Annotated in this window: 12 protein-coding genes; 10 read left to right on the top strand and 2 right to left on the bottom strand. The window is 64.3% G+C overall.

Annotated features, from left to right (window positions below; genetic code table 11):
- Window positions 1–156: 156 nt before the first annotated feature.
- The 7 genes from ppc (at window position 157) to ABE456_RS13615 (ending at window position 7409) form a co-directional block, all read left to right on the top strand.
- Complete coding sequence (ppc, locus tag ABE456_RS13645) at window positions 157–2784, top strand: phosphoenolpyruvate carboxylase (protein ID WP_346644376.1); 2628 nt, start codon at window positions 157–159, stop codon at window positions 2782–2784.
- A 257-nt stretch (window positions 2785–3041) separates the two neighbouring features.
- On the top strand, window positions 3042–3692 hold the full coding sequence (adk, locus tag ABE456_RS13640; RefSeq protein WP_016712963.1) for an adenylate kinase: 651 nt from the start codon (window positions 3042–3044) through the stop codon (window positions 3690–3692).
- Window positions 3693–3889: 197 nt separating this feature from the next.
- Window positions 3890–4564 (top strand): tRNA (adenosine(37)-N6)-threonylcarbamoyltransferase complex dimerization subunit type 1 TsaB, encoded by a 675-nt coding sequence (gene tsaB, locus ABE456_RS13635; protein WP_346644375.1) that lies wholly within the window; start codon window positions 3890–3892, stop codon window positions 4562–4564.
- 131 nt (window positions 4565–4695) lie between these two features.
- Window positions 4696–4986 carry a hypothetical protein gene (locus ABE456_RS13630; RefSeq protein WP_346644374.1) on the top strand — a complete coding sequence of 97 codons (291 nt, stop codon included), beginning with the start codon at window positions 4696–4698 and terminating at the stop codon, window positions 4984–4986.
- Between the two features lie 3 nt (window positions 4987–4989).
- Window positions 4990–5859 (top strand): DUF72 domain-containing protein, encoded by an 870-nt coding sequence (locus ABE456_RS13625; RefSeq protein WP_346644373.1) that lies wholly within the window; start codon window positions 4990–4992, stop codon window positions 5857–5859.
- Between the two features lie 30 nt (window positions 5860–5889).
- Complete coding sequence (locus ABE456_RS13620; protein ID WP_346644372.1) at window positions 5890–6720, top strand: isocitrate lyase/phosphoenolpyruvate mutase family protein; 831 nt, start codon at window positions 5890–5892, stop codon at window positions 6718–6720.
- The gene (locus tag ABE456_RS13615; RefSeq protein ID WP_346644371.1) at window positions 6720–7409 is read left to right on the top strand and encodes an extensin family protein; all 690 of its coding nucleotides are present in this window, start codon (window positions 6720–6722) and stop codon (window positions 7407–7409) included. Before ABE456_RS13620 ends, ABE456_RS13615 begins: the two co-directional genes overlap by 1 nt.
- A 2-nt stretch (window positions 7410–7411) precedes the next feature.
- Here ABE456_RS13615 and ABE456_RS13610 read toward each other — a convergent pair whose 3' ends face one another.
- Window positions 7412–8032 (bottom strand): energy transducer TonB, encoded by a 621-nt coding sequence (locus tag ABE456_RS13610; protein ID WP_346644370.1) that lies wholly within the window; start codon window positions 8030–8032, stop codon window positions 7412–7414.
- A gap of 103 nt (window positions 8033–8135) precedes the next feature.
- On the opposite strand from ABE456_RS13610, the gene ABE456_RS13605 reads away from it, so the two are divergent.
- Window positions 8136–8912 (top strand): class I SAM-dependent methyltransferase, encoded by a 777-nt coding sequence (locus ABE456_RS13605; protein WP_346644369.1) that lies wholly within the window; start codon window positions 8136–8138, stop codon window positions 8910–8912.
- A gap of 216 nt (window positions 8913–9128) precedes the next feature.
- Window positions 9129–10055 (top strand): RHS repeat-associated core domain-containing protein, encoded by a 927-nt coding sequence (locus tag ABE456_RS13600; protein WP_346644368.1) that lies wholly within the window; start codon window positions 9129–9131, stop codon window positions 10053–10055.
- Between the two features lie 186 nt (window positions 10056–10241).
- Here the strand turns inward: ABE456_RS13600 and ABE456_RS13595 are convergent, their stop codons facing one another.
- On the bottom strand, window positions 10242–10883 hold the full coding sequence (locus ABE456_RS13595) for a TetR/AcrR family transcriptional regulator (protein ID WP_346644367.1): 642 nt from the start codon (window positions 10881–10883) through the stop codon (window positions 10242–10244).
- Between the two features lie 213 nt (window positions 10884–11096).
- Between ABE456_RS13595 and ABE456_RS13590 the strand changes: the two genes are divergently transcribed.
- Entirely contained in the window at window positions 11097–12197 is a 1101-nt protein-coding gene (locus ABE456_RS13590; protein ID WP_346644366.1) for an efflux RND transporter periplasmic adaptor subunit, read from the top strand.
- Window positions 12198–12199 lie beyond the last annotated feature (2 nt).

The raw sequence follows: 12199 nt of genomic DNA, 5'->3' as shown, positions 1-12199 counted from the left end.
GGGCCATGTACCGCGCACTCACCTGTTGTAGGAGCGGGTTCACCCGCGAAGAAACCAACGCGGTGCCGGGCACCGGCTGCGCCGGTGTTCGCGGGTGAACCCGCGCCTACAGGGATCGCGTGGAACCTGGAAGGGATGCAACGGAGAGAGGGGCCAATGACCGATATCGATGTGCGTTTGCGTGAAGATGTCCATGTGTTGGGTGAGCTGCTTGGCGAAACCATTCGCCAGCAGCATGGCGAGGCGTTCCTGCAGAAGATCGAGGACATCCGCCACAGTGCCAAGGCCGACCGCCGCGGCGCTGGCGAGCAACTGAGCTCGACCTTGGCAGACCTGGCCGAAGAAGACTTGCTGCCAGTCGCCAGGGCCTTCAACCAGTTCCTCAACCTGGCCAACATGGCCGAGCAGTACCAGTTGATTCGCCGCCGCGACGCCGGCCAGCCTGAACCTTTCGAGGCGCGGGTACTGCCCGAGCTGCTAGCGCGCCTGAAACAGGCCGGCCACAGCAACGATGCCCTGGCCCGGCAACTGGCCAAACTCGATATCCAGCTGGTGCTCACCGCACACCCCACCGAGGTGGCCCGCCGCACCTTGATCCAGAAGTACGACGCCATCGCCGGCCAGCTGGCCGCCCAGGACCACCGTGACCTGACCCCGGCCGAGCGCCAGCAGGTGCGCGAGCGTTTGCGCCGGCTGATCGCCGAGGCCTGGCACACCGAAGAAATCCGCCGCACCCGGCCGACGCCGGTGGATGAAGCCAAGTGGGGCTTTGCGGTGATCGAGCATTCGCTGTGGCAGGCCATCCCCAGCCACCTGCGCAAAGTCGACAAGGCCCTGCTGGAGGCCACCGGCCTGCGCCTGCCGCTGGAGGCCGCGCCCATCCGCTTCGCCTCGTGGATGGGCGGTGACCGTGACGGCAACCCTAACGTAACCGCCACCGTCACCCGCGAAGTCCTGTTGTTGGCGCGCTGGATGGCTGCCGACCTGTTCCTGCGCGACATCGATGCGCTGGCCGCCGAGTTGTCCATGCAACAAGCCAACGACGCCCTGCGCGAACGGGTCGGCACCAGTGCCGAACCGTACCGCGCCGTGCTCAAGCAACTGCGCGACCGCTTGCGGGCGACGCGGGCCTGGGCGCATTCGGCGCTGGCCAGCAGCCAGGCGGCCAGCGCCGAAGTGCTGGTGGATAACCGCGACCTGATTGCACCGTTGGAGCTGTGCTACCAGTCACTGCACGAATGCGGCATGGGCGTGATCGCCGAGGGCCCGCTGCTCGACTGCCTGCGCCGCGCCGTTACCTTTGGCCTGTTCCTGGGGCGCCTGGACGTGCGCCAGGACGCCGCCCGCCACCGTGATGCGCTGACCGAGATCACCGACTACCTGGGCCTGGGGCGCTATGCCGATTGGGATGAAGAGCGCCGCATAGACTTCCTCCAGGCCGAGCTGAAGAACCGCCGGCCGCTGCTGCCCGCGCACTTCAAACCGCAGGCAGATACCGCCGAAGTGCTGGCCACCTGCCGGGAAATTGCCGCCGCACCTGCCGCCTCGTTGGGCTCCTATGTCATCTCCATGGCCGGTGCCGCCTCGGATGTGCTGGCGGTGCAGTTGCTGCTCAAGGAGGCCGGCCTGACCCGCCCCATGCGCGTGGTGCCGCTGTTCGAAACCTTGGCCGACCTGGACAACGCTGGCCCGGTGATGCAGCGCCTGCTTGGCCTGCCAGGCTACCGCGCAGGCCTGCGCGGCCCGCAGGAAGTGATGATCGGCTACTCCGACTCGGCCAAGGACGCTGGCACCACGGCGGCGGCCTGGGCGCAGTACCGGGCGCAGGAGAACCTGGTGCGCATCTGCGCCGAGCACCAGGTCGAGCTGTTGCTGTTCCACGGCCGTGGCGGCACAGTCGGGCGCGGTGGTGGCCCTGCTCATGCGGCGATCCTGTCGCAGCCACCGGGGTCGGTGGCGGGCCGCTTCCGAACCACCGAGCAGGGCGAGATGATCCGCTTCAAGTTCGGTTTGCCAGGCATCGCCGAGCAGAACCTCAACCTGTACCTGGCCGCCGTGCTTGAAGCCACCTTGTTGCCACCTCCGCCACCGCAGCCGGCCTGGCGCGAGGTGATGGACCAGTTGGCCGCCGATGGCGTCAAGGCCTACCGCAGCGTAGTACGGGAGAACCCCGATTTTGTCGAATACTTCCGCCAGTCGACGCCGGAGCAGGAACTGGGGCGCCTGCCGCTGGGCAGCCGCCCGGCCAAGCGCCGCGCCGGTGGCATCGAAAGCCTGCGGGCCATCCCGTGGATCTTCGGCTGGACACAGACCCGCCTGATGCTGCCGGCCTGGCTGGGCTGGGAAACGGCGTTGAACAATGCCCTGGCCCGTGGCCAAGGCGCATTGCTGGCGCAGATGCGCGAGCAATGGCCGTTCTTCCGCACCCGCATCGACATGCTGGAGATGGTGCTGGCCAAGGCCGATGCGCAGATCGCCGAGGCCTACGACGAACGTCTAGTGCAACCGCACTTGCTTCCTTTAGGTGCGCACCTGCGCGACCTATTGTCGCAGTCCTGCCAGGTGGTGCTGGGCCTGACCGGGCAACCGGTGCTACTGGCGCACAGCCCCGAGACGCTGGAATTCATCAGCCTGCGCAACACCTACCTGGACCCGCTGCACCGTTTGCAGGCCGAGTTGCTGGCCCGCTCGCGCAGCCGCGAAGCCGCTCTGGACAGCCCGTTGGAGCAGGCCTTGCTGGTGACTGTGGCGGGTATTGCCGCTGGCTTGCGTAATACCGGCTGAGGGAGTGCAAGGGGCCGCCCGCTGCTGTGCTGTGCAGGCCCCGCAAGTGGGCGGGGAGGGTGGTTGCGCCTGGCGCAACCGCCTGCCCGGTCAGCCGCAAGTGGCGCATTCCTGCAACTTTGGGACGCTTGTCTGGCTGCCGAGCGCTGTGTATCTTGAGCAGCCTTCTGACCGATTTATGGTCATACCCGATTTTCCGGACTTGGCCCTGGTCGCCGAATCCATTGAATTTCATAAAAAAATTTGAGGAGCACGAGATGCGCGTAATTCTGCTGGGAGCTCCCGGGGCCGGTAAAGGTACTCAGGCAAAGTTCATCACCGAAAAGTTCGGTATCCCCCAGATTTCCACCGGTGACATGCTGCGTGCCGCCGTCAAGGCCGGCACCCCGCTGGGCCTGGAACTGAAGAAAGTCATGGATGCCGGCCAGCTGGTCTCCGACGAGCTGATCATCAGCCTGGTCAAGGAGCGCATCGCCCAGCCGGATTGCGCCAACGGCTGCCTGTTCGACGGCTTCCCACGCACCATCCCGCAAGCTGAAGCCATGGTTGCTGCCGGTGTCGATATCGACGCCGTGGTCGAAATTGCCGTGGACGACGAAGAAATCGTCGGCCGTATGGCTGGCCGCCGCGTGCACCTGGCCTCGGGCCGCACCTACCACATTCAGTACAACCCGCCGAAAGTGGAAGGCAAGGACGACGAGACTGGCGAAGACCTGATCCAGCGCGACGACGACAAGGAAGAAACCGTTCGCCATCGCCTGTCGGTCTACCACAGCCAGACCAAGCCGCTGGTGGACTTCTACCAGAAGCTGTCGGCTGCCAATGCCGGCAAGCCGAAGTACAGCCACATCGAAGGCGTTGGCTCGGTTGAAGCCATCACTGCCAAGGTCCTGGCAGCCCTGAGCTGATCCAGCGCCTGGCGCACCTCGACAACGGCCCGCTTGCGGGCCGTTGTTGTTTGCGGCTGCTGTAAAACGCAGTCCGGCGCGGTCCTTGTAGGAGCGGCCTTGTGTCGCGATGGGCCGCGCAGCGGCCCCTTCGGGACACAACGCCGTCGCTGCTCTATAATGCCGCTCTTTTTCCTTCGCACCTGGATACCCGTTCGATGACCACCCTGCTGGCCCTGGATACCGCCACCGAAGCCTGTTCCGTTGCGCTGCTGCATGACGGCAAGGTAACCAGCCATTACGAGGTGATCCCGCGCATGCATGCCCAGAAGCTGCTGCCGATGATCAAGCAGTTGCTGGCCGAGTCTGGCGTGGCGCTGAATGCGCTGGATGCCATTGCCTTTGGCCGTGGCCCTGGCGCGTTCACCGGCGTGCGTATCGCCATCGGCGTGGTCCAGGGCCTGGCCTTCGCCCTGGAGCGCCCGGTGCTGCCAGTGTCCAACCTGGCAGCACTGGCCCAGGGTGCGTTGCGCGAGCACGGCGTGCAGCAGGTGGCGGCCGCCATCGATGCGCGCATGGATGAAGTGTATTGGGGCTGCTACCAGGCCACAGCCGGCGAAATGCGCCTGGTAGGTCGCGAAGCAGTATTGCCGCCCGAGCAGGTAGCACTACCCGAAGGTAGTAATGGCGAGTGGTTCGGGGCCGGTACTGGTTGGGGCTATGCCGAGCGCCTGGCGGTGCAGGTGGCGGCGAGTAATGCCAGCGCCTTGCCAAACGCCTTGGACGTACTCAGCTTGGCCAGCTTCGCCTGGGCGCGTGGCGAGGCAATCGCCGCCGAGCAGGCGCAACCGGTATATCTGCGCGATAATGTGGCTACGCCGAAGAAGCACTAAGTGCTGTTCGTCGGTTAGCGTCGGCGACACTAAAACCTTCTGTGCGATCTGTGGTCCAGTTATCACTTAAGCATTAGCGACGGAACCCTGATGCTGCTAAATTGCCATCATTGGTCCTGAGTGCTCATGCCATGCGTATCGACGGTTTCTCATCGCAGTCCTACCCGATCAAGCGCACCCCGCGCAAGGCAGCGCTGCGTGACGAGGCCATCGACGATGCCGAGCTGATCGAGGAGGCCGAAGCCGCCCCGCAGGAAGCCACCGCCCGCCGTCGCAGCGGTGGCCTGCCAGCCCGCCAGCAGGACATGATCTTCCCCCGCGCCCGTGACCGGCGCACCGCCACCGCATTGGCCAGCTACCTGAGCACCGCCGGTTTTACCGACTGGGACATGGAAGTACTGGGGCTCGACCTGTACATTTAGTGGATGAGTCCATCACCACTGCCTTACTTTCTCGGTTGCCCGTCATGGAGTGAAAACGCCTGGCGCGACTACCTGTACCCCACCGACGCCACCACCAACCAGATGCTTGGCTTCTACAGCCAGGTGTTCAACGCCGTCGAGGGCAACACCACCTTCTATGCACGCCCCGCCCCCGGCACCATTGCCCGCTGGGCGCAGGTGATGCCCGAACACTTCCGCTTTACCGCCAAGTTCCCACGCGACATCAGCCACGAAGGCGACCTGCGCGATCAGCTTGAGCCTGCCTTCGACTTCACCCGCCTGATGGCCCCGCTGGGCCGGCGCGTATCGCCGTACTGGCTGCAGTTGTCGGCCCAGTTCGGCCCCGCACGTTTGGGCGAGCTTTGTCACTTCCTCGACGAGATCAGCGTGCCGGTGGCGGTAGAGGTGCGCAACCCGGCATTCTTTGCCAAGGGTGAAGAGGAGCGAGTGCTCAACCGGCTGCTGTTGGAGCGCGGCGTGGAACGCATATGCCTCGACCCGCGTGCCTTGTTCAGTTGCACCTCACGCGATACTGCGGTGCTGCACGCCCAGTCGAAGAAGCCCAAGGTGCCCCCGCGCCCTACAGCCTTCAGCCAGCATCCGCAGGTGCGTTTCATCGGCCATCCGCAACTGCAGGCCAACGAGGCCTTCCTTACGCCGTGGGTGGACAAGGTGGCCGGCTGGATCGAAGAAGGCCGTAGCCCTTACATCTTCCTGCACACCTCGGACAACCGCCTGGCAGCAGCCTTGGCCCAGTGTTTCCACCTGCGGCTGATGGCGCGCATGCCGGGCCTGGCACCTCTGGCGGAATTGCCACGCGCCCCCGAGGTCGAACAACTGGGGCTACTCTGACCTTTCCCTGACCTGCCGGAGGTTTAGACCATGGATGTGCAAACCCTGCGAGCCGAAGCCTTCAAGGCCCTGCATGAGCGTGACGGTGCGTTCGTTATCCCCAACCCATGGGATGCCGGTTCCGCCAAGTTGCTGGCCAGCCTGGGCTTCGAGGCGCTGGCCACTACCAGTGCTGGCCTGGCCTTCAGCCTGGGCCGCCCGGACGCCGAAGGTGCCTTGAGCCTGGACGATACCCTGGACAATGCCGGCGAGATCGTGGATGCCACCCCGTTGCCGGTGGCCGCCGACCTGGAGAACGGTTTCGGCGACCTGCCGGAAGACTGCGCGCAGACCATACGGCGTGCTGCCGAGATCGGCCTGGTGGGCGGCTCTATTGAAGATGCCAGTGGCCGCAGTGATGCGCCCATCCATGACTTCGGCCTGGCTGTGGAGCGCGTGCGCGCCGCCGTGCAGGCCGCCCGTAGCCTGCCATTCCCGTTCACCTTGTGCGCCCGGGCAGAAAACCTGCTGCACGGGCGCATGGACCTGGACGACACCATCCTGCGCCTGCAAGCCTATGCCGAGGCGGGTGCCGATGTGCTTTATGCCCCCGGGCTGCGCACCGTCGAGGAAGTCCGTGCGGTGGTGCAGGCTGTGGCACCGCGCCCGGTGAATGTGCTGATGGGCATGGCGGGTGTGCCGCTGAGCGTCAACCAGTTGCAGGACCTGGGCGTGCGCCGCATCAGCGTCGGTTCGTCGCTGGCCCGTGCGGCACTCGGGGCCTTTTACCGGGCCGCGCTGGAAATTCGAGATGAGGGCACGTTCGGCTATGGCGAGCAGGCGCTGCCATTTGCCCAGCTCAACGACCTGTTCCGCCGCTGATGCGGGCCGCGCTGGCGCTGCTGGCCAGCCTGCTGTTACTGGCCGGCCTGGCCTGGCACTTCGGCTGGCGCTTGCCTGCGGTGTGGAACCCTTGGGCGCCATTGGATGTGCGCCAACCGCCCAACTTGCTAACTGCTTACAAGCTGTCGCGCCTTCGCGATGACCCGGTGTTGTGCCGCCAGGCACTTGAAACCAGCCAGCTACGCTACCGGGCGCAGGCCGACAGCCCGGCCTCGGCCAACTGCCCGCTGCAAAATGTATGGCGCATCGAAGGTGGCCAGGTGCGCCTCAGCAGCAGCTTCCTGGCCAGTTGCCCACTGGCAGTGGCTTATGCGCTGTTCGAGAACCATGGCTTGCAACCTGTCGCACAACGGGTGCTGGGCCAGCCGGTGACGCAGGTCGATCACCTGGGCAGCTTTGCCTGCCGCAATGTCTACCACCGCAAGCAGGGCCGTTTGAGCCAGCACGCCACGGCCAACGCCTTGGACATCAGCGGTTTTCGCCTGCAGGACGGCCAGCGCATCGTGCTGGCGCGTGACTGGCAGGCGGGCGGGCACAAGGCGGAATTCCTGCGCCAGGTGCAGCAGGCGGCTTGCGAGAGCTTCAGCACGGTACTGGGGCCGGACTACAACGCCGCGCACCACAACCACTTTCATCTGGACATGGGGCGCTGGCAGGTCTGCCGTTAGCCTCAGGCGTAGGCGCGCACGTTGTTCAGCACCACCGGGCGCGCCCAGTGGATATCGAACTCCAGGTCGTTCTGCTGCTTGGCCAGGGTGGCGTCGTCGAACGGTTCCGGGGCCGGGTCCAGCAGGTTGGTCTCGAACTCGGCAATGGGCAGGAACAGCGAGCGTGGGGTAGGGCCTGGGCCGGGCTCGGCAATCGGCTGGCCCTGGCTCATCACCACCGGGCGCAGCCAACTGTTGCTGATGTCGAGCTGGCGCTGCTGCTCGATCAGTTCGATGGCGCTGAACGGTTCGGGGGCAGGCGGCAGTAGCTTGGCCTCAAGCTCGGCCTTGGGCAGGAACAGCGGCTCGGGCGGTGCTACCACGGTGTCCTGCACCGGGCAGGCGCGCTGGGCGTCGATCATGGCCAGCGCGCGGGCGCCGCCGATCGGTTCGCCGCTGTCCTGGTCGTACTGCACGAACGACTGGCTGACGCTGTCTATCGGCTCTTCCTGCTGCTCGGCCATCGCCCGGGCAAAGAAATCCTGCCACAGGTGGCTGACGCCCCCGAGTGCCTGGGTGTTGTGCTGACCGTAGTGGCCGACAGGCGACAGGTAGGTCAAGCCGATGGGAAGAGTATCTGACATGGCAGTCGCGCGCGTTGTGCTCTGGCAGAATAGCGGGATATTGCCTGTATCGGCCGCGGCGGCCGATACATTAATGGCTGGGTTCAATTTCTAGGTGTGAATGATGGAAGAGCAGGGCACAGGTATCCGGGTCGAGGCGCTGTCGGCTGAATTCGAGGAGCAGGCTGCCGCGTGGGCCGAGCGCCTGGCGCTGCCGTTGCAGGACGAGGCCGCCGGGTTTGCCGTGCAGGTGGGCGTTGATGGCTTGCAGATCCAGCAGTTGGGCCCGCAGGCTCCGGGGCCGGTGCGGGTGGACTTCGTCGAAGGCCAGGCAGCGCATCGGCGCCAGTTTGGTGGTGGCAACGGGCAGATGATCGCCAAGGCCGTGGGTATCGCCCAAGGCGTGCGGCCGCAGGTGCTGGATGCCACGGCGGGGCTGGGCAAAGACGCGTTCGTGCTGGCCAGCCTGGGCTGCCAGATGACCCTGATCGAGCGCCAGCCGTTGATTGCCGCACTGCTGGAGGATGGCTTGGCGCGCGCCCGTGTGGATGAAGAGGTGGGGCCGATTGTCGGGCGCATGCGCCTGCTGACCGGTAATGCCATCGAGCGCATGCGCGCCTGGGAAGGCGAGGCGCCGCAGGTGATCTACCTCGACCCGATGTTCCCGCACCGCGACAAGAGCGCGCTGGTGAAGAAGGAAATGCGCGTATTCCGGCCTTTGGTGGGCGATGACCTGGATGCCCCGGCGCTGCTCGCAGCCGCCCTGGCACTGGCCAGCCACCGGGTAGTGGTGAAGCGCCCGCGCAAGGCGCCGATCATCGACGGGCCCAAGCCGAGCCATAGCCTGGAAGGCAAGTCGAGCCGGTATGACATTTACCCGAAGAAGGCACTGAAGGCCTGACCTGCCCCAACCGGTCCGGCTAGTACGGTCATTGTAGGAGCGGCTTTAGCCGCGAACACCGGCAAAGCCGGTGCCATCCACCGCGTCTGCTTCTTCGCGGGTAAACCCGCTCCTACAATGACCGCGCTCGGCTGACCTGTCATTTCTGCCAGTAGAAATTTTTTAGCTGGGGGAGCGAACATATCGAACATTTAATCCTCATCAAGGTTAATGTTCATGCCGCCTCTTCCCGATACCAATCAAAATGGCCGCCAGTTTTTTTACTGCAACGGCAAGATCTCTACTGAGATTAATGGCGATGCCTGCTGGCGTTTCCTTCAGGCAAATGACCTGATACTGGCTCAGAATAACCACAAAACCCCGGGCTTACCTATCACGCTGGTGGCGTGCGACCAGCAGCGCTCGGTATTGTCTATGTATGAGGGAGTAGCTGCTGAGTCGCAGGCTTATTCTCCCTATGGACATCACATTCAAAGGAGCGGTTTGCTGTCCTTGCTTGCCTTCAATGGCGAGCGGCAGGATGCGATCACCGGGCATTATCACCTAGGGAATGGCTACAGGCAGTTCAGTCCGGTCATGATGCGGTTTTGCAGCCCGGACAGTTGGAGCCCGTTTGGGGCGGGTGGTTTTAATGCGTATGTGTATTGTGCGGGAGATCCCACTAATCGTACTGACCCGACCGGGCACTTCTGGGGAATCGGAAAATTCTTCAGAAGACTGTTCGGTATGAAACCCAAGGCGCCAAAGGTTGCGAATACTGGCATGCCAGTATCGGAAGTGAGCACGGATCAAGGTGGCCGTTCCAGTAGCGTTATCGCAAACGCTGCACAGGTGGGTGAGAGTAGCAATCCATTTGAGCTGCTTTCTAATTCTGAGACTGATCAACAGTTGAAACTGCTGGAAAAATATAGCACCCGTAAGGAAAAGCCTCGGCATGATACTATGACCTCAGAAGATTGGGCCGACTTCGAGCGAAGATTTGAAGCCATCAAATCTATGGGCGCCTCGTCTAAACCAAAGCAGCCCGCGTCTGGAAAATCGGCGACGTGGCCCAGAGCCCGTGCTGCGTCGAAGAACTACCTTGATTTCACAGGTAATTATATTGATGAGGAAGTATACAGAGCTCGAAGTGCCCTTGTTTAATTGCCAAGTTAAGAGTCGGAGATTATATGGGTCGAGACGCTTAAGCACTGAGAGTCATTATTCGATCAGGTGATATCCGTATTCGCGCCCCTTGCGCCTAGAGCTTACCCGCGAACACCGGCGAAGCCGGTGCCATCCACCACGTGGAATTCTTCGCGGGCATGCCCACAAAGGACCGCATCTGCCTCAGGGCTGGAATGCCCGCAAGAACACTCCCACCACCTCGCGCACATGCGCTTCTGCCTCATCCCCTTCCAGCGGCCCCGCACAACCCAGCAACAACCGGTAATCCGGTGCACCCTTGACCAGGCAGAAAAAGTGCTCCGCCGCCCGCAGCGGGTTGTCGATACGCAGTAACCCGCGCTCATCCGCCCCGCGCAGCAGCGCTTCCATCCCGGCCAGCACGCGCTTGGGCCCGGCCTCGTAGAAGTACTCGCCAAAGCTCGGGTCCATGCTGCCCTGGGCCATGATCAGGCGGCTGAGCTTGACCGCCTCGTCACTGCTGATCAGCGCCTGGAAGCCACGGGCGATGGTCAGCAGTACCTCTTCTATCGGCGCGCCTTCGGGGTACTCGAACAGCAGGTCGGGCAGTTGCAGCTGACAAGTGGCCATGACCGCCGAGCAGAACAGCGTCTGCTTGTCGGTGAAGTGGCTGTACACGGTGAGCTTTGAAACACCTGCCGCCGCAGCGACCGCATCCATGCTGGTGTTGGCGTAGCCAAGGCTTAAGAACAGCGACTTGGCCGCTTCGAGAATCGCCTCGCGCTTGGCCAGGTCCTTCGGCCGGCCCGGGCCGATGGGTGCGTCGTTGGACATTGTGGTCTGCATCTGGTTGAAGAATCGCCCATCTTAACGGGTCAGGCGTCAGCCTTCGAGCCGCTGCCGAGAACTGCGTCGTATTGTTTACCAGGATGCCCGCCCTCACACGGCTCGGCCCTACCCTGCAAAAACCACCTGCCACACCCTTCCCGCCACAGCTCGCCTGACTTAATATACCCGTCAGTACAAATATTCGAAGTGCCCTCCGCGAAAGGATTCATCATGTTGCGCCATGCCTTGTCCATCGCCTTGCCCGCCGCCGCGGTTCTGCTTCTGGCGGCGTGCGGCCAGGAAGCCGCCCCACCTGCTGCGCCGCGCCCGGCGCTGGTGGTGCAACCGCAGCCGGCCGGAGCCGCTGCCGACAGTTACCCCGGTGAAGTGCGGGCGCGCTTCGAGCCAGAGCTGGCCTTCCGTATAGGCGGCAAGGTCAGCAAGCGCCTGGTCGAGGAGGGGCAGCGGGTCAAGGCCGACCAGCCTTTGGCCGAACTGGACCCGCAAGACGTGCGCCTGCAACTGGAAGCCAACCGTGCCCAGCTGGCAGCCGCGGAGGCCAACCTGTCGCTGGTACGCGCCGAGCGCGATCGTTACCAGAAGCTGCTGGACCGGCAGATGGTCAGCCACTCCCAGTACGACAATGCAGAAAACCTCTACCGGGCAGGCCTGGCCCGCCTCAAGCAGGCCAAGGCCGAGTTCGATGTGGCCGGCAACCAGGCCGAATATGCCGTGCTGCGCGCACCGCAGGCCGGGGTGATCGCTAAGCGCCAGGTCGAGGTGGGCCAGGTGGTTGCCGCCGGGCAGACCGTGTTCACCCTCGCCGCTGATGGCGAGCGCGAGGTGGCCATCGGCCTGCCAGAGCAGCAATTTTCCCGTTTTGCCGTGGGCCAGCCGGTGAGCGTGGAGCTGTGGTCGCACCCGCAGGAGCACTTCCAGGGGCGCATCCGCGAGCTGTCACCGGCCGCCGACCCGCGCTCGCGCACTTTCGCCGCACGCATCGCCTTTACCTCGGCCGCCACGCCTGCAGAGCTGGGCCAGAGCGCCCGGGTGTTCATCGCCCACGAAGGGCAGATCCCGTTGGCGGTGCCGCTGTCCGCGGTTACTGCGGAGAACGGCCAGGCCTACGTTTGGCGGGTCAACAAGGACAGCCGCCTGGAGCGGGCGCAGGTGCGCCTGGGGGCCTATGGCAGCGACAGCGTGCCGGTACTTGAAGGCCTCGCCCCAGGCGACTGGGTGGTCGCCGCCGGTGGCCATGTGCTGCGCGAGGGCCAGGAGGTACGCCCCGTGGACCGCACCAACCGTGTAGTGAACCTGACGGCCAAGGAGTAAGT

The organism is Pseudomonas sp. TWI929 (assembly GCF_039673335.1).
GTDB lineage: Bacteria > Pseudomonadota > Gammaproteobacteria > Pseudomonadales > Pseudomonadaceae > Aquipseudomonas.
The sequence above is the reverse complement of the archived record's forward strand: the minus strand, read 5'-3'. Positions and strand labels throughout refer to the sequence as shown.

Coding starts and splice junctions, on each gene's coding strand:
- ppc (WP_346644376.1), top strand. CDS start 157: ATGACCGATATCGATGTGCGTTTGCGTGAAGATGTCCATGTGTTGGGT.
- adk (WP_016712963.1), top strand. CDS start 3,042: ATGCGCGTAATTCTGCTGGGAGCTCCCGGGGCCGGTAAAGGTACTCAG.
- tsaB (WP_346644375.1), top strand. CDS start 3,890: ATGACCACCCTGCTGGCCCTGGATACCGCCACCGAAGCCTGTTCCGTT.
- ABE456_RS13630 (WP_346644374.1), top strand. CDS start 4,696: ATGCGTATCGACGGTTTCTCATCGCAGTCCTACCCGATCAAGCGCACC.
- ABE456_RS13625 (WP_346644373.1), top strand. CDS start 4,990: ATGAGTCCATCACCACTGCCTTACTTTCTCGGTTGCCCGTCATGGAGT.
- ABE456_RS13620 (WP_346644372.1), top strand. CDS start 5,890: ATGGATGTGCAAACCCTGCGAGCCGAAGCCTTCAAGGCCCTGCATGAG.
- ABE456_RS13615 (WP_346644371.1), top strand. CDS start 6,720: ATGCGGGCCGCGCTGGCGCTGCTGGCCAGCCTGCTGTTACTGGCCGGC.
- ABE456_RS13610 (WP_346644370.1), bottom strand. CDS start 8,032: ATGTCAGATACTCTTCCCATCGGCTTGACCTACCTGTCGCCTGTCGGC.
- ABE456_RS13605 (WP_346644369.1), top strand. CDS start 8,136: ATGGAAGAGCAGGGCACAGGTATCCGGGTCGAGGCGCTGTCGGCTGAA.
- ABE456_RS13600 (WP_346644368.1), top strand. CDS start 9,129: ATGCCGCCTCTTCCCGATACCAATCAAAATGGCCGCCAGTTTTTTTAC.
- ABE456_RS13595 (WP_346644367.1), bottom strand. CDS start 10,883: ATGCAGACCACAATGTCCAACGACGCACCCATCGGCCCGGGCCGGCCG.
- ABE456_RS13590 (WP_346644366.1), top strand. CDS start 11,097: ATGTTGCGCCATGCCTTGTCCATCGCCTTGCCCGCCGCCGCGGTTCTG.